Below are 20,847 nucleotides of genomic sequence, written 5' to 3' on the forward strand. Positions count from 1 at the left end.
TCTACTCCCCTTCCAGCACTTCAGTTAGTTTCACTTTTATTTCCTGCAGCTGACTGTCGACACTGGCATCCATCCTTCCGTTTTCGGATTCAATGATACAGCTGCTTTCTTCAAGCTCATCATCCGGAAAGATATACAACTCGGTATCTTTCGGAAAGATTGCCATCAATTCATCTTTATGAGAAAGAATCGATTGATATTGGATTGGATGGATATGCAATTGCACTTCACGATAATCCCTCACCTCTTTGATGGCTCTTTTGACTATGGATAAAAAAGACACTTCATCTTTTTCAAGCTGTTGCCCGATAATTTTCTCTGCCACTTTCAGGGCAAGATTCAAAATAACCCTCTCAGATGATTCAATGTGGTGCCGATAATCTTTTTTAGAAGACTCTACCACTTCCTTAGCGAAGGCTATTTCCGCTGCAATCTCGCTATACCCCTTTTGAATACCATCTTCGACTCCCTGCCGATACCCTTCTTTTTGAGCTTGTTCGATAAACATTGCTTTCTCTTGATTCTCCCATTGTTCTCGGTCTTGCTGGATTTCGGCATCAATCGCTTGGGCTTTTTGTTTAGCTTCAAGCAATAACGTTTTCGCTTCCTGTTTAGCATCATTAAGAAATTCATCAGATTGAAGATAATGAAGGTTTTTCCGCTCATCTGCAACATCATTTTGAAGAAAGTCGAAAGGGCGAACTTTTATTGCAATCTTTTTGCTTTTCTCCTGGTTAGCCTGCTGGGATTTGATAATCCTAGACAATGATATCATCCCCTCCGCCGCGGGCTATCACAATATCACCAGTTTCCTCCAGTTTTCGAATGACGGCAACAATTCTTGATTGTGCTTCTTCCACATCACGCAAACGTACCGGTCCCATAAATTCCATTTCTTCCTGGAACGTTTCAACCATACGTTTTGACATGTTGCGAAAGACGATTTCCTTCACTTCATCACTAGCCACTTTAAGAGAAAGTTTAAGGTCTTCGTTATCAGATTCCCTGACTACTCGCTGAATCGCCCTGCCATCAAGGGTCACGATATCTTCAAAAACAAACATTCGTTTCTTGATTTCCTCAGCAAGCTCCGGATCTTGGATTTCAAGTGCATCCAAAATCGTTCTTTCCGTTGAGCGGTCAACACCATTCAACACATCTACAACAGCTTCAACTCCACCAGTCTGTGTATAATCTTGGGTTACGGTCGCAGAAAGTTTCCTTTCGAGTATTTGCTCCACTTCATTGATGATTTCCGGAGAAGTGCTATCCATTAATGCAATCCTTCTTGCAATATCGGCCTGCACCTCTTGCGGAAGTTCAGACAATATTTGTCCAGCCTGTGTGGGATCAAGGTAAGACAGGATTAATGCAATGATCTGCGGATGCTCGTTCTGGATGAAATTCAAGATTTGTCCAGGATCTGCCTTTCGTGCAAAGTCGAATGGACGAACCTGTAAGGATGATGTTAAACGGTTAATGATGGCGGTTGCCTGATCAGTGCCTAATGCTTTTTCTAGTACCTGCTTCGCATATCCTATCCCGCCCTGCGAGATGTAATCCTGTGCCAAAGCAATATTATGGAATTCTTCCAGGATTTCTTCTTTATCATGGGGGTCCACTTTCCTCACTCCAGAGATTTCAAGGGTCAATCTCTCAATTTCCTCTTCAGTAAGATGCTTATATACGGATGCAGAAACATCCGGGCCTAAGGAAATAAGGAGGATGGCAGCTTTCTGTTTGCCAGTCAATCCGGCCTTTTTTTTTCTTTCTGTCACTTTCCAAGCCTCCTAGTCTTCCGCTATCCAGCTTCTTAATAATTTTGCAAATTCATCCGGCTTTTCTTTTGCAAGTTTCTCCAATTGTTTTCTTTTTAAGGATGCTTCCGTTTCCTTCTCTTTGTTCAAATCCGGAACTTCGAATACGACCTCTTCCTCTTCAACCACGTACTCCTCTTCCATTTCAGCTTGTTTTCGGGACCGGAGGAATAAGATTAATAGAATGATAATGGCAAGTATTAGCACTCCGCCGACGATGTACGCCCAAATTGGTAACGAAGGATTCGTTTCATCTTTTTGCACCTTCATTTTTCCGTTAAACGGCTGAACGGAAATCGCAATTTTATTATTAAGCTCCTCGTCCGTCAGTTCTTCCCCTTCAGCTTTTTTCTCGATTGTCGTGCGTATTATCGTACCTAGGATTTGTGTAATATCATCCACACTCTGTTGAGATAAAGAATCCGGATCGTCAGCTGAAGGCGGCTCGACCATGACTTGAATACCTAAATCTTTAACTTTATATGGGCTTTCGACTATTTCTTTCTTGATTCGGTTCACTTCACTATTTATCGTTTCATCCACTTTTTCATAATCACCGGAACCGTTTGTGCCTTCAGCATATTGGGTTCCCAATGAATCTGAGGAATCCTCACTTTGCGGAACGCCTCCTGCCCCCGCTGCGTCCCCGCTATACGATTCATTGATTCTTTGCGCAGAAATCTCAATCCCAGCCATATTTTCTTCATCGACCGGTTCAACTAAATTCTCTTCCCGATTTTCTTGAGTGAAATCGATGTCTGTCGTGACTGAAACTACGACTTTGTCTCTTCCCATTATCGTTCCAAGCATATTTTGTACCTGTCTTTGAATATCGCGTTCTATCTCTTTTTTTATTTCGTTTTGGGTAGCAAATACGGACGCAAAAGAAGAATTTTGTTTTTCAAGATCGAAGTACTCAAACTCTTGGTTCATAATGACGATATTATCTGTAGGGAGATTCGGAACACTTTTTGAGACAAGATGGTAAAGGGAATTGATTTGACTTTCCTCAAATTTATAACCGGGTTTCGTATTCAATACAATGGATGCTGACGCTTCCCCAGCTGAATCACTGACAAAAACTCCTTCATCAGGAAGAGTGATCATTACACTGGCATCTTCCACTCCATCAATCTTTTTTATTAAACTGGCCAATTCCGTTTGCATCGAGTCCAATTTAATGACATTGAATTCATTTTCAGTCATGCCGATACCGGCACTCTGACTAAAAAAGGAATAGTCGATGCTGCCCGATTCCGGAATTCCTTCTGCTGCCAGTTCCACTTTAAGTGAATCCAGTCTTTCTTCAGGAACTTTTATGGTCGTTCCATTTTCAGAAACTTCATTCATAATCCCTTGACTGTCTAGATTCTCTTTAATGCTCCCCGTTTCCGATGGAGTTAAGTTGGAGTATAAGGGCACCAGCGTCGTACGCGTGGTTAAAATTGAAACCGTCGTAATGATGATGATAATTAATGCTGCTGAACCAACCATCATGATTTTTTGGTTTTTACTGCGGCTCGTCCAGTAAGCAGTTATTTTGTTTTTAAAATTTACTAGTACTTCATTCATTTAAATCCCCCGGTCAGTCTATGAATTTATGATTGGGGGATTTCTTTTCCCCCTGGTCATTTTTCTCTATATTATGAGGTTAAAAAATGAATGCTATATACTCATTCTCATCATTTCCTGGTAGGTTTCCACAACCTTATTCCGAACCTCTAATGTAGCCTGCATGGTGACACTGGCTTTTTGTGAAGCTATCATCACCGAATGAAGCTCAACATCCTCTCCATTAACCAATTTGGTTGTAAGGTCATCAGATGCCACTTGTGTTTCGTTGACTTTATTCATTGATTCTTTTAATACCCACGCAAAATCCCTCTGTGCTTCGTATGGTGTATTAGTATTGCTCTGATCTTTTTTTAGTACATGATTTGCATTGGTCACTGCCGAAAGAGAAATCCCCTCCATGACAACATCTCCTTTCAAGATTTTATTTTCCGATTTCCAAAGCCTTCATCATCATTTCCTTTGATGCATTTAGAACTGTCACATTCGCTTCGTATGAACGTGTGACACTCATTAAATCAACCATTTCCCTAAGTGGGTCGACATTTGGCATTTCAACATAACCATCTTCATTGGCATCAGGATGGTCGGGATTGTAATCCAGTGCAAAAGGTGTTTTATCTCCTACTATTCCAGTCACCTTCACTCCATTCCCTACTTCGCTCGTTTTTCCGGATGCTGCGTTTAAGAAACTCGAAAAACCATTTTCCTTACTTTGCAACACAACCGATTTTCTTGTGTATGGCTTCCATGTTTTCGATTCAGCGTCATATTCCGCCCTGGTCGTATCGGCATTAGCCATATTAGCAGAGATTACATCCATCCTAACCCTTTGACTCGTCAGGCTAGATCCGGTCATGTTTATACTTTGGAAGATCCCCATCACTTACCTCCTCTAATTACATTCTGCAATGATTGAAACTTACCCGAAAGCCTGTCGGTTACTGCATTATAGTAAATTTGATTGGCAGCAAGATCCGTCATTTCCTTATCAATGTCCACGCTATTTCCATTGTTGTTATATCGGACATTTTTCTGCGCCACGATGTGAGAAGCATGACTCCCCTCTGATTTGAAGGTAAAGTGTCTTTCATCGGTACGATATGACTCGAGGGAAGATTCCAGCTCTGCCTTAAAGGACTTTGTTTTGTCAACATCTTTAGCTTTATAATTAGGCGTGTCCGAATTGGCTATGTTCTGTGAAATGACTTTTTGTTTTGCATTAGAATAATCAAGGGCATTTTCTAGTGATTGAAAAGTATTCGAAAATAATTCCATATCGATCACCTCTTTCTATAATTGACAGATAATTACTTTATCAATAAATTAACCCAGCCGATTTACGTTTTAATTTTAAAGAAACATTATAACTATGTCCATAAACAATACATAGACTTTAGACCTATTATCGTCGAAATTTGTCACAAATTGCTCAATTTTGTCTTTTTTCTTAGTATCATTATAGGGTTAATATTACGTAATCTTACATTTTAATATGATATTCTACATATTAACCAAATTTTACTTCTATTAACTTTTATATCATATCGAAAAACCTACCTATATACCTGATACTTTAGAACTAATTTTCACGTTTACTTTCAAATTTTTAATTTATTTTAGTTGATTTCACCCTTTAAAATAAAGGATTTATAAGAAAACAACGGATTGCTGCATTTTTTCTTTTTTGAAAAAAAACCGTTTTTATCAAAGTTTTGAACCATTCGACAAATTTCTCTAATGACTAAAACCGTTATCAATAGTCTTTTAAGAATCAAAAAGTTATCCTATCGTTCATTTACACCATTTCGACAGTTATAATAATATAATTACCCTTTATGGGAAATATTTAACTACTTTCTGCTTCAAACAGAAGCATGCCCATATTCACATGTCCATTTTATCTGAATTACCTCTTTTCCCTCCCCCTGCCCTTCACCGTATTTACCTGTTTGTCCCGGACAGTAACACATCCAAATATCAAAAAAAGGCAGCCCTTTTTTCAAGGACTGCCTTTCTATATGTTAATTATTTTTAAGCTTCTCTAATTCAAGAAGGAATTTATCGTTCAATACCTTGATATAAGTACCTTTCATTCCAAGAGAACGTGATTCAATGACCCCAGCACTTTCCAGTTTCCTTAGGGCATTTACGATAACGGAACGGGTGATGCCGACACGGTCCGCAATTTTTGATGCTACAAGCAGACCTTCATTACCTTTAAGTTCCTCAAAGATGTGCTCTATTGCTTCCAATTCACTGTAAGATAACGAGGAAATCGCCATTTGAACGACAGCTTTACTACGAGCTTCCTCTTCTATCTCTTCTGATTTTTCACGAAGGATTTCCATACCGACTACAGTCGCACCATATTCAGCCAAAATTAAATCATCATCGTGAAATTTTTCTTGTAAACGGGCAAGAACCAATGTTCCTAAACGTTCTCCCCCACCCATAATCGGTACGATCGTTGTTAATCCAGTTGAGAAAAGTTCCTTGTTTTCGACTGGGAAAGCAGTATATTCGCTTTCGATATCAAGATTCGAAGAGGTTTCAGGAATATTGAACAGGTTTTTTGTGTACTCTTCAGGGAATTGTTTATCTTCCAACATTTTGTACATGCGTTCGTTTTCAATTTGCTGACTTACTGCGATGCCAAGTAATTTCCCGCGGCGGCTGACGACGAATACATTTGCTTCGATAACTTCACTTAAACTCTCAGCCATTTCCTTGAAGTTAACTGCTTTACCTGCTGCTTTTTGGAGCATTGCATTGATTTTTCTTGTTTTTGCTAATAAGTTCATTTGATTTGTTCCTCCTAAAAATACCATGGTTCACAATAACTATGAAGTTGTATTTCCGTAATTTTATGTTCATTGCTTAGGCAAATCATTGCCAAAATTGTTTCTAATTAAAGGATAAACTGGCTTAAATCTTTGTTCCGGGCGATAGAACCAAGCTTACCTTCGACATATTGGGGCGTAATTGTAATCTTCTCCATCGTTATTTCCGGAGCTTCAAAAGATAAGTCTTCAAGCAACCGTTCCAAAATGGTATGAAGTCTTCTTGCACCAATATTGTCTGTGTTTTGATTTACTTCGAAGGCCACTTCTGCTATCTTACGAACAGCATCGTCAGAAAATTCAATTTCTATACCTTCAGTTTCCAATAAAGCAACATATTGTTTTAACAAGGCATTATCGGGTTCATGCAGAATCCGCACAAAGTCATCTACAGTCAGTTTGTTCAATTCTACACGAATTGGGAATCTACCTTGTAATTCCGGGATTAGGTCGGATGGCTTAGCCATATGAAAGGCCCCTGCAGCAATGAATAGGACATGATCCGTTTTAACTGAACCATATTTAGTCACTACTGTTGAACCTTCAACAATTGGCAGGATATCCCTTTGGACACCCTCTCTTGATACATCCGCTGATGAACTTCCAGATTGCTTACTGGCAATTTTGTCTATTTCATCTATGAAGATAATCCCATTTTGCTCAGCCCCGTATACTGCATCTGAAGTTACTTCATCCATATCAATCAATTTTGCCGCTTCTTCATTTGTTAAAACGGTTCTCGCTTCACTTACTTTCAATTTGCGCTTCTTGCTTTTTTTCGGCATCAAGCTTCCTAAAGCGTCCTGCATGTTCATCCCCATTTGTTCCATTCCCGAACCTTGGAGCATATCAAACATAGAAGCAGCCTGTTCTTCCACTTCGACCGTTATCATTTCACTTTCCAGCTCACCATTAGCCAGCTTTTCAGCGACGATTTTTCTTTTTTCCTGCAAACTTAAATCTTCGGAATTTTCTTCCGGATCCTGTTCGTCTTGATTGTTATTGCCTCCAAAAAAGACTTCAAGAGGATTCTTGAAATTACTCTGTTTTTTAGCCGATGGCACTAATAGCTCTATTAAACGGCGATTTGCATTTTCTTCTGCCCGTTCCTTTACACTGGCCATCTTTTCTTCCTTCACGAGGCGGACGGAAGTCTCCACCAAATCACGGACCATGGACTCTACATCCCGGCCGACATACCCGACTTCCGTAAATTTCGTTGCTTCAACTTTTACAAAAGGAGCACCCACCAATTTAGCCATTCTCCGAGCTATTTCTGTTTTCCCAACACCTGTCGGTCCAATCATTAATATATTCTTCGGAACGACTTCGTCACGAAGTTGATCCGAGAGAAGGGAACGTCGGTAGCGATTCCGAAGAGCCACTGCCACTGCCCGTTTTGCCTCACGCTGCCCAACGATATACTGATCCAGTTTTTCAACGATTTGCCTCGGTGTTAAATTAGCTTTTTTTGACATTTGCGCTCCTCCTTACAACTCTTCCACGATTATATTCGTATTTGTAAATACACAAATTTCCGCTGCAATTTGTAAAGATGATTGAGCGATTTCCTTTGCCGATAAGTGGTCGCTGGAAAACCGCATTAATGCCCTGCCGGCTGCCAATGCATAATTCCCTCCCGATCCTATGGCGAGAATCCCGTCATCCGGTTCAATTACTTCCCCGGTGCCAGAAACGAGCAGTAAATGGTTCTTATCCATCACGACTAGCATGGCTTCAAGCTTTCTCAATACATTGTCACTTCTCCATTGCTTTGCCATTTCAACGGCAGCGCGCTGAAGATTGCCATTATACTCTTCAAGTTTAGCTTCGAACATCTCAAATAAAGTGAAAGCATCTGCAACGGAACCAGCAAAACCTGCAAGTACATTACCATTAAAGATTTTTCTTACTTTCCTCGCTGTATGCTTCATCACTACTGAATTTCCTAAAGTAACCTGCCCATCACCGGACATGGCACATTCACCTTTATGATGCACTGCAAATATCGTTGTCATAAAGTGTCCCCTTTCAACATTTAAGGCCGCGGATGTGATGCATTGTAGACTTTTTTCAATTGGTCTTTTGTAACATGCGTATACACTTGCGTTGATGAAATTTTTGAATGACCAAGCAATTCCTGAACCGTGCGAATGTCCGCCCCATTATTCAATAGGTGTGTAGCAAACGAATGCCTTAGCATATGGGGATGAAGACTTCCATCTGCGGCTGACTTTTTAATCAATTCATTCAATATATAGCGAACTCCCCTAGGTGTCAGAGGGTCTCCACGAAAATTAACAAATAAATAAACATGCGCCTTGGCGTCAGACGAAGTCAATTCCATCCTGGCTGTACGTATGTATAAATCTATCGCTTCCTGTGCATATCTACCAACCGGAACGTAGCGATCCTTTTTTCCTTTTCCATGGATCAGTACTGTCCCTAAGGAAAGATCGATATCCTGCAGTTTAATATCACAACATTCACTTACGCGAATGCCTGTAGCATACAATAATTCCAGTAAGGCATTGTTCCTTATTCCTATCGGTGAATCTTTCTTTAAAGAAGAAAACAACTGATCCATTTCCTTCTCATAGAGAAAACGTGGCAGTCTTTGATCCTTTTTAGGTAAAGAAGCAAGGGAAAAAGGGTTATCCTTCACATCACCTTCACGCAGTAAAAATTTATAAAGGCTCCGCAAGCAAGAAGTTTTTCTTGCAACAGTGCGCTTAGAAAGTTTTTTCTCATATAAATTCGTTAAATATAACCGGACATCAAGATATTCAACGGACGTGATGTCCTCAATCCCCTGTTCATTAAGGAACAGGAAAAATTCGTGAATATCACGTTTGTAATTTTCAATGGTGTAATGTGAACTGTTCTTTTCAATTTGTAAATATTCGATGAAGGATGATAATGCCTTTTTTTGATTAATCATGGAAACACCTCGCAAAGGCTAATAAATAGTATCATACTTTAAAACAGCAGGCAAATATTTTACAAATTTTTCACAAAGTTCTGAATTGTGTCCAAAGCGCGTTTAGCATGCGTTTCATTCCGCTCTTTTTTGGATTTGATTCTCACTTCAAGGTCTGGAAGCAATCCAAAGTTGGCATTCATCGGCTGGAAGCTCTTACCATTCGTCGATGTTATGTACCTTGCCATACTGCCCATCGTCGTCTCCGCAGGGAAAATGATAGGCTCCAAACCTTCGACGATCCTTGCAGCATTGATACCTGCGACAAGTCCCGACGCAGCCGATTCAACATACCCTTCAACGCCAGTCATCTGACCGGCAAAGAATAAATCATCCCGATTCTTGAATTGGTATGTTGGCTTCAAAACATTAGGTGAGTTTATGAAAGTGTTTCGATGCATGACCCCATAACGTACAATTTCCGCATTTTCCAATCCGGGTATGAGCTGCAATACTTCTTTTTGCGGCCCCCATTTCAAATGTGTCTGAAAACCAACAATATTGTAAAGTGTTCCTGCCGCATCATCCTGACGCAATTGAACTACAGCAAAAGGGCGTTTTCCCGTTTTGGGATCTTCTAGGCCAACAGGCTTCAATGGACCAAATAACATCGTTTTCTTCCCACGTGATGCCATCACTTCAATCGGCATGCAGCCTTCAAAAAAGATTTCTTTTTCGAATTCTTTAAGCGGGACTGTTTCAGCAGCAATCAATGCATCATAAAAGCGGTCAAACTCTTCTTCCGTCATCGGACAGTTCAAATAAGCTGCTTCCCCTTTATCATAACGGGATTTCAAATATACTTTATCCATATTGATGCTGTCTTTTTCAAGAATTGGTGCGGCAGCATCATAAAAGTACAAGTATTCTTCATCCATGATTTGCTTTAAGCTATCAGATAGTGACTGACTTGTAAGCGGACCGGTTGCAATGACGGTAGGACCTTCCGGAATTTCCGTCACTTCTTCATTAATGACCGTCACATTTGGATGATTTTTGACCCTTTCCGTAACAAGACCGGCAAATTCATGACGATCAACGGCTAATGCACCGCCAGCCGGTACAGCACAAGCATCCGCAGCGGACATGATGACCGAATCCAGTATACGCATTTCTTCTTTTAATACACCAACTGCATTTGTTAACGTATTTGCCCGAAGTGAATTGGAACAAACAAGTTCAGCGAATTTATCGGTATGATGGGCTGGCGTTTGTTTTACAGGGCGCATTTCATATAGATCGACTTTAATTCCTCTTTTAGCTAACTGCCACGCCGCTTCACTTCCAGCAAGCCCAGCACCGATTACACTTACTTTTGTTTCTTTCATTTTTCGAACCTCCATGTATAGATATGATAAGACAGGATCATTTATCATTAAAACTGCTTTCCAGAAGTTTCATTTTTAACGATATCTATGTATTTATACCCGAAATACTCATTCCTGCTAACGATTATTTTAAAAATATGCCATCCTTATTTACTAAAAGGGTAACGGACGCAAATAGGAATTATATCTTTAAAAGAATGTACTTGTCCACTGAATTTTACATCACAAGGCCTAAATAAAAAAGTTTCAAGCTTTATCCATTTTCTTCTTGGAAGTAAATCCACCTATCACCATGATATCATACTTCCCTGAACATAAAGAAACCCGGCAGATGCCGAGTCCATTTGTATTTAGGGTTTTTCGATAGTTCACAAGGAAAGTAAACGATTTCAAGGCCTTTTCTATGCTTGGGGCATTTCTTTAAAATCACAATCCATGCACTGGACCTGGACACCTTTTTTGAGTTTTTTCTCAACAAGAGTACCTTCACATTTTGGACAACTCCGCGGCAGCGGTTTATCCCAAGATATGAAGTCACATCCAGGGTAAGTATCACACCCGTAAAATATGCGGCGTTTTTTACTTTTCCTTTCAATGATATTTCCTTCTTTACATTTTGGGCATTTGACACCGATTTCTTTGACGATTGGTTTGGTGTTACGGCAATCCGGGAAATTACTGCATGCCATGAACTTTCCATAACGTCCCATCTTAAAGACCATCCCATGTCCGCACTCCACGCAATCTTCACCTGCAGGTTCATCTTTGATTTCAATTTTCTCCATCTCGACTTCGGCTTTAGCCAAATGAATTGCAAATTCTTTATAAAATTCATCGATGACCTTAATCCATTCAATATTGCCTTCCTCAACGCTGTCGAATTCCTGTTCCATCTTGGCAGTGAACTCTGCATCGAGAATATCCGGGAAGAATTCGCGTATCAATTCGAGAACGATCTCACCAAGCTCTGTCGGGATGAACCGTTTATTATCCAAGGTAACATAGCCCCGTTTTTGGATCGTGTCCAAGGTAGGCGCATATGTAGACGGACGGCCAATTCCCAGTTCCTCTAGGGTCTTGACCAGACGGGCTTCAGTATATCGGGGCGGAGGCTGTGTGAAATGCTGCTTCGGCTCGATATCTTTTGAAAAGAATTGATCTCCTTTTTTCACATCAGGAAGTGCATTTTCCTTTTCTTCCACCGAGTCATCGGACCCTTCAACATATACCTTCATGAAACCCGGAAATTTAATTTTTGAACCATTAGCCCTGAAGATGACATCCCCGTTATGCAGGTCGATGCTCATCGTATCCATGACCGCCGAAGACATTTGACTGGAAACGAATCGTTCCCAAATCAATTTATAAAGACGGAATTGATCTCTGGATAAGAACTCCTTGACTACGCCCGGTTCACGTAATGTGCTTGTTGGCCTGACGGCTTCATGCGCGTCCTGGGCATTAGTTTGTTTTTTCTCCTTGCGCTGCTCGACCTGAACATATTCTTTACCATAACTATTTTGAATGAACGTATGGACCTCCTCTTTGGCACTATCTGAAATCCGGGTCGAATCGGTTCTCATATAAGTGATTAACCCGACTGTACCTTCCTTGCCAAGCTCGATTCCTTCATAAAGCTGCTGAGCAAGCATCATGGTTTTCTTCGCACGGAAATTCAATTTACGTGCCGCTTCCTGTTGCAGGGAAGAAGTTGTAAAAGGTGCTGCTGGATTACGCCTTCTTTCCTTTTTAGCCACAGCTCCTATCGTAAATTCGCCGCCATTTAAAGAAGCGAGCACTTTTTTGACGTCCTCTTCGGTATTTAATTCCTTCTTCTCGCCGCCAAGGCTGAAGAAAGAACCTTCAAACTGTTCTTTTCCTTTTACAAAATCAGCCTTGATTGTCCAATACTCTTCCGGGATAAAATCTTTGATCTCCTTCTCCCGGTCAATGATCATCCGTACAGCAACCGATTGGACCCGTCCCGCGCTTAAGCCCTTTTTCACCTTTTTCCACAATAACGGGCTTATATTGTATCCGACCAAACGGTCCAAGACCCTTCTTGCCTGCTGAGCATCAACCAATTTCATATTTATTGGCCTTGGCGATTTAAATGATTCCTTGATAGCCTCTTTCGTGATCTCGTTGAATACCACGCGGCAATCTGAGTTAACGTCAACATCAAGACTGTGAGCCAAATGCCAGGCAATTGCTTCCCCTTCCCTGTCGGGGTCAGCCGCGAGATAGATTTTTTTCGCTTTTTTTGCAGCAGTTTTCAATTCTTTTAAAACCGGGCCTTTGCCGCGGATAGTTATATATTTAGGTTCATATTCATGTTCAACATCGACACCCATTTGACTTTTAGGCAAATCACGTACATGCCCCATGGAAGCCTTTACTTTATATTTTTTTCCCAAGTAACGTTCTATTGTTTTCGCCTTTGCGGGCGATTCCACAATCACTAAGTATTCTGACATCCAATAAATCCTCCTCAAAGAGGTAATATAAATCTTCACTATTATTAATCATTCAAAAATCATTTGTCAACACCTCTTTACTTTTCAAAGCATGCTGATTCATTTATTTCTAGTTTTTTGACAAGAGGTGCCATTTGCAAAACTTATAACAGTTTTACAATATTTTCAACCTTTTTGTCTAATAATTCAACCCACCCTTCAAAAAAAGCACCTATTTTTTCAATTTTCCCGTTTGATTCTCCGTCTATCTTCTATATTATATTGTTCAAAACTCTTCCTCGATCTGCCTGGAGCTAAAAACAAGTTTGGCACCATCATAAATCAATTGATTGGTACCAAGTGATTCAGGGCTCGTAACATTACCAGGAAGCGCAAATACTTCCCTGCCGTGTTCCAAAGCAGCTTGTGCCGTAATAAGGGAACCGCTTCTTTCTTTTGCCTCTACCACGAATACGCCCTGTGATAATCCGCTGATGATTCGATTCCTAAGTGGAAACATCCATGGTTCCGCCTTCACTTCCGGTGGAGTCTCAGATATAAGCAGGCCTTTATTCATGATTTCTTCAGCAAGGGTAAAATTGGATTTCGGATATATTTGCTTAAGCCCTCCGCCTAAAACCCCGATCGTATCTCCGCCTTCCCTTAATGTGATCTTATGTGACTCTGCATCGATTCCAGCGGCCATTCCGCTTATGATCACGAACTTTTTCTTTACAAGCGGTAATAGAATCGTTTTTAAGGCCTCCAGCCCATACGAGGTTGGCTTGCGTGTTCCAACAACACCTAGGGTATTCTTCCTTGTTAAAAGCTTCTTATCACCTTTAAAATAAAGAACCCACGGAGGATCGAATATTTGCTTTAGCAAAAAAGGATATTCATCATCGAAGATCGTTAAACAATGGATTTGGCTATCTTCGTATTTTTTAAGTTTTTCGATGGAATGGAGTGAATGTAAATCTTTGAGAAAGAGGTTAAGCTTATTTGAAGGGATAGGGAGCATTTTTGCCCATTCAACGTAATTCGTCGTGAACAGGGAAGATAATGATGGGTCTTTGGACATGATTGCTTGGATTGTTTTCCATCCTGCTCCGCGGCAATGATGGAGATGGATTAACTTTTCTTTTTTATTCAATCGGAAACGCCCCTAATCGGATATTTTTAAAGGTAGGTTGATAGTGATGTACTTGGTCTCTCCCGAGGAAATTCGAGGAAATAAAGACCGACCCAAAAAAAGGTCGGCCCAGCTTAAATCAATGTGTTTTACAAGGTTCGTAAATATCTTTTTCTTTTAAAACGGAAATCAATGTTTCTCCCATTACGGATGGAGTTTCGGCAACTTTGATTCCACATTCGTTCATGACGCGGATTTTCTCGTCAGCCGTCCCTTTTCCTCCTGAGATAATGGCACCGGCATGTCCCATGCGTTTACCGGCAGGAGCCGTACGGCCACCAATGAAACCAACAACTGGCTTAGTCATATTTTCCTTCACCCAGATTGCCGCTTCTTCTTCCGCCGTTCCGCCGATTTCCCCGATCATGATCACCGCATGTGTTTCCGGATCTTCATTGAACGCTTTTAAAACATCAATGAAATCCGTTCCGTTAACGGGATCTCCACCGATACCGACAGCCGAAGATTGCCCGATGCCTGCTTGCGATAATTGGTGAACAGCTTCATATGTCAAAGTTCCAGAACGAGAAACTACGCCTACATGGCCTTTTTTGTGGATATACCCTGGCATGATACCAATCTTACACTCTTCAGGAGTAATGACACCTGGGCAGTTCGGTCCGATCAAGCGAGTTTTTTTGCCTTCCATGTAGCGCTTCACCTTGACCATATCCAGTACAGGAATATGTTCCGTGATACAAATGGCAAGATCAAGTTCTGCGTCTACGGCTTCAAGAATTGCATCGGCAGCAAATGGTGCCGGTACATAGATAACAGATGCACTCGCACCGGTTTCAGTGACAGCTTCGGAAACTGTATTGAATACAGGTACCCCTTCCACTTCTGTTCCACCTTTACCCGGAGTGACTCCCCCTACGATTTTCGTGCCGTATTCCAACATTTGTTTTGTATGAAATAATGCTGTTGCACCAGTGATTCCCTGAACGATCACTTTCGTATCTTTATTAATATAAACGCTCATTATGTTCCCCCCTGCCTATTATCCTACAAGTGATACTATTTTTTGTGCTCCATCTGCCATTGATTCAGCAGCCGTAATATTTAAACCTGACTCTTTTAGAATCTTTTTGCCAAGGTCCACATTCGTTCCTTCAAGACGAACAACAAGAGGGACATCCAGTCCAAGCTCTTTGGCAGCAGCCACGACGCCTGTAGCGATGATGTCACATTTCATGATTCCTCCGAAGATATTAACGAAGATGCCTTTAACATTTTGATCGGAAAGGATGATTTTGAAAGCCTCTTTTACTTTTTCCTCAGTGGCGCCGCCACCAACGTCAAGGAAGTTAGCCGGATCTCCCATATAATGTTTAATGATGTCCATCGTCGCCATAGCAAGCCCGGCACCATTAACCATGCATCCGATATTTCCGTCAAGCGATATGTAACTTAGGCCATGTTTTGATGCTTCAATCTCATTCGCATCCTCTTCATCCAAATCACGGTACTCCGCGATGTCCTTATGGCGGTAAATCGCATTATCATCGAAGTTCAATTTAGCATCAAGTGCCATTACATCGCCGTCACCCGTTACCACTAATGGGTTGATTTCTGCGATTGAGCAATCCTTTTCAACGAAAGCTGTATATAGGTTAATCATCAGTTTGGAAGCTTTATTTATAAGTGGAGCCGGAATATTGATATTGAATGCAATCCTCCGTGCTTGGAAACCAGTCAGGCCTACAACCGGATCGATTACTTCTTTGAATATTTTCTCTGGTGTCTTTTCGGCCACTTCCTCAATTTCCGTACCGCCTTCTTCAGAAGCCATCAATACGACACTGTCCGTAGCACGGTCAAGGACAAGCCCGATATAATACTCTTTCGTAATGTCGCAGCCTTCTTCAATAAGTAAACGCTTAACTTCCTTGCCTTCAGGTCCCGTTTGATGGGTCACCAGTGTCTTGCCAAGAATCTCTTCTGCATATGTACGTGCTTCATCAAGATTCTTTGCTACCTTGACTCCGCCGGCTTTACCGCGGCCGCCCGCATGAATTTGAGCTTTGACGACAACAACTTCCGTACCTAACTCCTTCGCTGCTTCAACTGCTTCATCAACAGTAAAGGCAACCCGGCCATTTGGAACGGATACCCCGTATTGTCGCAATATCTCTTTCCCCTGATACTCATGGATATTCATTTCCCATCCTCCTTATCTACTAAAAAACAACCTTGAAATTTAATGCGTGTTTTCTCTATCATATTACAACAAAATTCTCCCTCGTGCATAATATTCTTTCACATAATTTTTAAAATATTATTATAATATACTTCCTTACCCTTTAAAAAAATAGAAAAAACCTTCTGCGCCGTTGTGTTTTTTTCTTATTAATATCATTTATTTCGGATCTGCAATTCTAGTACAAAAAGAGTCATATTTCTATCAAAAACACTTCCATGAAAGCCTTTTCAATTTATTGTTCCAAAGATATTCTCATGAAAAACTACGGTTATCCTGGTCTTGATTCAAAGAAAAGTAAAAGGACAAAGCCATGTCGCCTTGTCCTTTTACAAATAGTTTAGTATTTTTTTAATATAATGAAAAATCGTCAGTAATTCCCCTAATATTCTACATAAACCAACAGAAACCCATTGGTGAAACCAGATGGTTAGTCTCCTACCGATTCATGTCCTTGTCAACTTTATAAATGAATGCAAATACCTCTGCAACAGCTCCATACAATTCTTCAGGAATCGTTTGATTTATATCCAATTGACCTAAAAGTGCAGCAAGGGATTCGTCCCTTTGGACCGGTATATCGAGTTTCATGGCCTTTTCCATAATTGTTTCAGCCGTTTTCCCTTTCCCTTTGGCCAATATGACGGGCGCTTTGGATGTCTTTTGATCATACTTTAAAGCAATGACTTCTTTTCGTTTATCATTTATCATATTCGAATATCCACTCCACTATATGAACCTGCTTCTGTAAAAAGAATCGGTTCCCCCCTAAGGTCCCGCTCTTTTTCATATACGGGATTTACAAACGAAACTCCTGATAATCTGTAATCCATTTTCCCAAGATTCTCTCTCAGGATGTCAAGGTATTGACCGGCTGCCTCTTCAAGGGTTGCACCATGCCCATTGATGACCGTCACTTTTATGATTCGGTTTTGAACCTGCATGTCGATGACCGTCTCTTCAAGGTGCTCCAATTCTAAATAAAATAGGACTCGGCAGTAATCCGGGTCTATTTTGCCTTCTTTTGTCTTCCTTCCGCTCCATTGTAACGTCAGATCCGTTTTAGTAGATCCCAGATTGAGTGGAATTGTAAGGAGTAAATTCTGAATCGGCCCGTTTTCCTGTGAAAGGATCTGTTGCGCAGTAATCCGATTCAGGATTTGTTCTGCCATTTCCTTGATAGCTGCCGGAATTTGCTCATTCAGCAATTTAAGCAGCAGCGGTTTAAGTGTCTCTAAATCATTGGGGAAATCCGCCAAATCATCTCCTGGAAGATTAATGAGTGCATGTTCCAGCTGGAGTCCAAGGATCTTGGTCATTTCTTTCAGTTGGTGTGCGACAGAAGGTCCATGGGTGAAATCGATTGTTTGAAAATCAGCTGCCAATACATGTGAAAGGACCAGCTTCTCATTAATCCTAGCGGATTGGGCCTCAGGAGGCTTATTAAGCGACCGAAACAGTAATTCAGCAGCTTTACCCTTCGACTCAGCTACTTGCTCTGTGTCCTTATTCAAGTAGCCTATAAGGTCATTCACTTCTATTTTTCCGTCTACTGCCTTTGTAGCTATCGCTTCGGCAAAAGCATTCTGGAGTAAATGAAAGGCAAGAGGGGTAAGTTTTTCTGCAGAAATGTTTTTTCTCTGCATCGAGTGGATATCAATCGGCAGTTTTGCCTTCTCATGATCATGACTATTCAATATGCGGTTAATAGCCATTTCGATTTCTTCAACTTGTGCAAATGCTCCGCCTTTAGCTGCGGAAAGCAGCTGCAATCCTTGGTGTAATTTATCAATCGCTGAATTTTTAGGAATACCGGACCTAACCTCAGCTCCATCCATTAAACTTTCCAGAAAGACGGATTCCGTCATTCCCTTTGGAACGAAACCCGTCTTTTGAAGCAGGGAAAATGCCCCGGATTTCATTTCTGGCGTTGAATCGGAATTCAGCCAAGCGGTCACAAGTTTTTGTAAACCGATTTGTTGAAGCTGGTTCTGTTTGGCAACATGTAAAGAGTCCAATACCTCCATTAGCTTGGAGGCAGTCCTCGTTACTGCCCCACCATCCTGCAGCTGCTGCCTGAAGCCACTGAGGAGTTTGTGGAAAGGTTCACCTTTGGACTGCGTAAATAATGCATCAAATACACCTTTTACAAAAGGCAGTTGCTGAATGAACATTGTTTTTATTACAGGCAGACCAACTTCTGCAGCATCAGCAGCTTTTAACCATTGTAAAGCGGATTGAAAAGTTTCCTTGGTTATCGGAAGGCGGTTTGTCAGCAGGTATTCGGCAAGCTTGGTTGCGGCCGGTTCAGGTTTTATGCCGAGGTGAGCGATCAATTGTGCAACTGTTCCCTTTAAGCCAGAAACGTTCAAATTGGGGGAATCTAAAGCTTTTAACACGACACACCCCTCAATTGGTTGCTGCACTTGAAACCAATACTTCACTCCTGTACGAAGCGGGATATCAAGAGTGGCAACCATTTTTTGATGGCCAACCTGTACCTCGGCCGTTTGGTTAAGAAAAAACTTATTCACCTTCCCGAAAAGGATTTGCCCGTTTTTCAAACTCGCAGTTCCTTTTATTTCAATGGGTGAAGCTACGGGTTGACTGCTTTTTATGGATTGCACCACTCATCCCCTCTTATTCCTTCGTTCGTGCAGCGATTTCCTTAACCGGTGCAAAACTTCTTCTATGCCAAGGTGTAAGCCCGTGTATGTCGAGCGCTTCTAAATGTTGGCTTGTCCCGTAACCCATGTGCTTTTCAAAACCATATTCCGGATATTTTTCACCATATTCCTTCATCATCCTATCACGAGTCACCTTGGCTATTATGGATGCCGCAGAGATGCTAATGCTTCTTGCGTCCCCCTTTATGAGCGAAAGCTGGGGAATCGGCACATCCAGTTCCATCGCATCGATCAACAAATGATCCGGAAGTTCTGACAGATCGTTCACTGCAGCCACCATTGCCTTTTTCGTAGCTTGATATATATTGATTTCATCAATTACTTCGCTATGTACAACACCTACACCTACGGATATCGCTTCCTTAAAAATCATCTCATAAAACTGTTCCCTTTTTGACTCCGGAATCTTTTTAGAATCATTAAGCCCTGGCAAATAAAAAGAATCAGGCAAGATGACTGCACTTGTCACAACCGGTCCTGCAAGAGGTCCTCTTCCCACTTCATCGATGCCAGCGAGAATGGAAAACCCTTGTTTCCGTAATTGCCTTTCAAACTCTGTCATTTCCGTGAAAGCATCCCTTACCTGTTGTTCTTTTTCATAAGTTCTTTGCCATTTGTTTACTAAGTCGGTTACTCCCTTCCGTCCGTCCTCCCGGCATTTCTGTAAAAATAAATCTTCCGGCTCTCTTATCGTCTTTAACTTTAAGGAGATTTCCTTAATGCTCATTGCAGTTATCATCTTTTATCACCCATCATTTTAATTATCGGCAGTCTTGCTTCTTTTCTACAGTTCAGACAAAAATACGGAGCGGAAAAGAGACATCAAAAAGAAAAAATCTTTTCGACATCCAACTCCAGCTCCGTATTACAACACTCAAGTCAATGTTAATCTTATTCGGGGATATCATCCTTTTCATAATCCGAAGGAACCTCGAACGTAAGCGGGCCCATCTTTTCTGAACGGATTTCACGTACGACCAACTCTGCGGTTTTGTCATAATCGATGAAGCCCCCAGATGCTAAACAGCCCCTGAACTTTCCGACAGCATCAAACAATTCGAGCGTTTCCTGTGGAATTACATCCAGGTTATAACGGGATTTCAGTCTTTCCGGGTATTCTTTTTCCAAAAAGCGAAGGCCGTATAATGAGACTTCGTGCAAGTTTAAAATCGTATCCTTGATCGCACCTGTCAACGCAAGCTTCAAACCTACTTCTTGATCCTCGAATTTCGGCCAGAGAATCCCCGGCGTGTCGAGCAATTCCAATTCCTTACCCACTTTTATCCATTGCTGCGCTTTAGTGACTCCAGGTGTATTTCCTGTTTTGGCAATGTTCTTTTTGGCAAGTCGATTGATTAAAGTCGATTTCCCCACGTTAGGAATGCCGACTATCATGGCACGGATCGCTCTCGGCTTTATTCCTCTTGATTCCATCCGCTCATACTTTTCTTTTAAAAGATTTTTGGATGCAGCTGTAATCTGGTTTAAACCGTTTCCTGCCTGTGAGTTAATGGCAATCGCCGTTTTCCCCTGCGATTTATAATGTTCCAGCCACATATTCGTTTTTGCCGGATCGGCCATATCAGCTTTATTCAAAAGGATGACCCTCGGTTTATGCTGAATGATTTCGTCGATCATCGGATTTCGTGAAGATGCCGGAATCCGGGCATCCACAAGTTCAAAGATGATGTCGATCAGTTTTAATTTCTCTGTTACTTCCCGTCTTGCTTTGGCCATATGGCCAGGGAACCACTGTATTGTCAATGGAATCC

General features: G+C 41.3%; 19 protein-coding genes. All 19 read right to left on the reverse strand.

The window, feature by feature from the left end:
• Position 1: 1 nt before the first annotated feature.
• The 19 genes from fliH to ylqF all read right to left on the reverse strand — a co-directional run bounded on the left by fliH (position 2) and on the right by ylqF (position 20,839).
• Positions 2–766 (reverse strand): flagellar assembly protein FliH, encoded by a 765-nt coding sequence (gene fliH / locus AC1DIV_RS13020; protein ID WP_340875749.1) that lies wholly within the window; start codon positions 764–766, stop codon positions 2–4.
• Positions 759–1,778 carry a flagellar motor switch protein FliG gene (gene fliG, locus AC1DIV_RS13025; protein WP_340875746.1) on the reverse strand — a complete coding sequence of 340 codons (1,020 nt, stop codon included), beginning with the start codon at positions 1,776–1,778 and terminating at the stop codon, positions 759–761. The genes fliH and fliG overlap by 8 nt, the downstream gene beginning before the upstream one ends.
• 12 nt (positions 1,779–1,790) lie before the next feature.
• Positions 1,791–3,389 carry a flagellar basal-body MS-ring/collar protein FliF gene (gene fliF / locus AC1DIV_RS13030; RefSeq protein WP_340875743.1) on the reverse strand — a complete coding sequence of 533 codons (1,599 nt, stop codon included), beginning with the start codon at positions 3,387–3,389 and terminating at the stop codon, positions 1,791–1,793.
• A 93-nt stretch (positions 3,390–3,482) separates the two neighbouring features.
• Positions 3,483–3,791, reverse strand: a complete 309-nt coding sequence (fliE, locus tag AC1DIV_RS13035) for a flagellar hook-basal body complex protein FliE (protein ID WP_340875741.1) — start codon at positions 3,789–3,791, stop codon at positions 3,483–3,485.
• Positions 3,792–3,813: 22 nt separating this feature from the next.
• Complete coding sequence (flgC, locus tag AC1DIV_RS13040) at positions 3,814–4,272, reverse strand: flagellar basal body rod protein FlgC (RefSeq protein WP_340875739.1); 459 nt, start codon at positions 4,270–4,272, stop codon at positions 3,814–3,816.
• Entirely contained in the window at positions 4,272–4,667 is a 396-nt protein-coding gene (gene flgB / locus AC1DIV_RS13045) for a flagellar basal body rod protein FlgB (protein WP_063596280.1), read from the reverse strand. Before flgB ends, flgC begins: the two co-directional genes overlap by 1 nt.
• A 746-nt stretch (positions 4,668–5,413) precedes the next feature.
• Entirely contained in the window at positions 5,414–6,193 is a 780-nt protein-coding gene (gene codY / locus AC1DIV_RS13050; RefSeq protein WP_034313657.1) for a GTP-sensing pleiotropic transcriptional regulator CodY, read from the reverse strand.
• A 107-nt stretch (positions 6,194–6,300) separates the two neighbouring features.
• The gene (gene hslU, locus AC1DIV_RS13055; RefSeq protein WP_340875735.1) at positions 6,301–7,710 is read right to left on the reverse strand and encodes an HslU--HslV peptidase ATPase subunit; all 1,410 of its coding nucleotides are present in this window, start codon (positions 7,708–7,710) and stop codon (positions 6,301–6,303) included.
• Positions 7,711–7,722: 12 nt separating this feature from the next.
• Positions 7,723–8,250: an HslVU peptidase proteolytic subunit gene (gene hslV / locus AC1DIV_RS13060; protein ID WP_048684874.1), complete on the reverse strand. Its 528-nt coding sequence runs from the start codon at positions 8,248–8,250 to the stop codon at positions 7,723–7,725.
• A gap of 20 nt (positions 8,251–8,270) precedes the next feature.
• The gene (gene xerC / locus AC1DIV_RS13065; protein ID WP_048684877.1) at positions 8,271–9,173 is read right to left on the reverse strand and encodes a tyrosine recombinase XerC; all 903 of its coding nucleotides are present in this window, start codon (positions 9,171–9,173) and stop codon (positions 8,271–8,273) included.
• A 59-nt stretch (positions 9,174–9,232) separates the two neighbouring features.
• A complete protein-coding gene (gene trmFO / locus AC1DIV_RS13070; protein WP_048684880.1) occupies positions 9,233–10,540 on the reverse strand; it encodes an FADH(2)-oxidizing methylenetetrahydrofolate--tRNA-(uracil(54)-C(5))-methyltransferase TrmFO in 1,308 nt (435 codons plus the stop codon).
• A 401-nt stretch (positions 10,541–10,941) separates the two neighbouring features.
• Positions 10,942–13,017, reverse strand: coding sequence for a type I DNA topoisomerase (gene topA, locus AC1DIV_RS13075; protein ID WP_048684883.1), 2,076 nt, complete (start codon positions 13,015–13,017; stop codon positions 10,942–10,944).
• A 265-nt stretch (positions 13,018–13,282) separates the two neighbouring features.
• Positions 13,283–14,149, reverse strand: coding sequence for a DNA-processing protein DprA (dprA, locus tag AC1DIV_RS13080; protein ID WP_053534373.1), 867 nt, complete (start codon positions 14,147–14,149; stop codon positions 13,283–13,285).
• Between the two features lie 118 nt (positions 14,150–14,267).
• The gene (gene sucD, locus AC1DIV_RS13085) at positions 14,268–15,170 is read right to left on the reverse strand and encodes a succinate--CoA ligase subunit alpha (RefSeq protein ID WP_048684890.1); all 903 of its coding nucleotides are present in this window, start codon (positions 15,168–15,170) and stop codon (positions 14,268–14,270) included.
• Positions 15,171–15,188: 18 nt separating this feature from the next.
• Entirely contained in the window at positions 15,189–16,349 is a 1,161-nt protein-coding gene (gene sucC / locus AC1DIV_RS13090; RefSeq protein WP_477576548.1) for an ADP-forming succinate--CoA ligase subunit beta, read from the reverse strand.
• 477 nt (positions 16,350–16,826) lie between these two features.
• Positions 16,827–17,099, reverse strand: a complete 273-nt coding sequence (locus AC1DIV_RS13095; protein ID WP_477576550.1) for an EscU/YscU/HrcU family type III secretion system export apparatus switch protein — start codon at positions 17,097–17,099, stop codon at positions 16,827–16,829.
• Positions 17,096–19,015, reverse strand: a complete 1,920-nt coding sequence (locus tag AC1DIV_RS13100; protein WP_477576552.1) for a hypothetical protein — start codon at positions 19,013–19,015, stop codon at positions 17,096–17,098. Before AC1DIV_RS13100 ends, AC1DIV_RS13095 begins: the two co-directional genes overlap by 4 nt.
• Before the next feature lie 13 nt (positions 19,016–19,028).
• Entirely contained in the window at positions 19,029–19,811 is a 783-nt protein-coding gene (locus AC1DIV_RS13105) for a ribonuclease HII (protein ID WP_223255880.1), read from the reverse strand.
• Between the two features lie 155 nt (positions 19,812–19,966).
• Complete coding sequence (gene ylqF / locus AC1DIV_RS13110; RefSeq protein ID WP_048684908.1) at positions 19,967–20,839, reverse strand: ribosome biogenesis GTPase YlqF; 873 nt, start codon at positions 20,837–20,839, stop codon at positions 19,967–19,969.
• Positions 20,840–20,847: the final 8 nt, after the last annotated feature.

It is taken from the genome of Peribacillus sp. 05N428, from assembly GCF_056397085.1.

What these genes read in the sequence shown, in the direction of transcription:
- fliF (WP_340875743.1), bottom strand. Translation starts at nt 3,389, where the DNA reads ATGAATGAAGTACTAGTAAATTTTAAAAACAAAATAACTGCTTACTGG.
- fliE (WP_340875741.1), bottom strand. Translation starts at nt 3,791, where the DNA reads ATGGAGGGGATTTCTCTTTCGGCAGTGACCAATGCAAATCATGTACTA.
- flgC (WP_340875739.1), bottom strand. Translation starts at nt 4,272, where the DNA reads ATGGGGATCTTCCAAAGTATAAACATGACCGGATCTAGCCTGACGAGT.
- flgB (WP_063596280.1), bottom strand. Translation starts at nt 4,667, where the DNA reads ATGGAATTATTTTCGAATACTTTTCAATCACTAGAAAATGCCCTTGAT.
- codY (WP_034313657.1), bottom strand. Translation starts at nt 6,193, where the DNA reads ATGAACTTATTAGCAAAAACAAGAAAAATCAATGCAATGCTCCAAAAA.
- hslU (WP_340875735.1), bottom strand. Translation starts at nt 7,710, where the DNA reads ATGTCAAAAAAAGCTAATTTAACACCGAGGCAAATCGTTGAAAAACTG.
- hslV (WP_048684874.1), bottom strand. Translation starts at nt 8,250, where the DNA reads ATGACAACGATATTTGCAGTGCATCATAAAGGTGAATGTGCCATGTCC.
- xerC (WP_048684877.1), bottom strand. Translation starts at nt 9,173, where the DNA reads ATGATTAATCAAAAAAAGGCATTATCATCCTTCATCGAATATTTACAA.
- trmFO (WP_048684880.1), bottom strand. Translation starts at nt 10,540, where the DNA reads ATGAAAGAAACAAAAGTAAGTGTAATCGGTGCTGGGCTTGCTGGAAGT.
- topA (WP_048684883.1), bottom strand. Translation starts at nt 13,017, where the DNA reads ATGTCAGAATACTTAGTGATTGTGGAATCGCCCGCAAAGGCGAAAACA.
- sucD (WP_048684890.1), bottom strand. Translation starts at nt 15,170, where the DNA reads ATGAGCGTTTATATTAATAAAGATACGAAAGTGATCGTTCAGGGAATC.
- sucC (WP_477576548.1), bottom strand. Translation starts at nt 16,349, where the DNA reads ATGAATATCCATGAGTATCAGGGGAAAGAGATATTGCGACAATACGGG.
- AC1DIV_RS13095 (WP_477576550.1), bottom strand. Translation starts at nt 17,099, where the DNA reads ATGATAAATGATAAACGAAAAGAAGTCATTGCTTTAAAGTATGATCAA.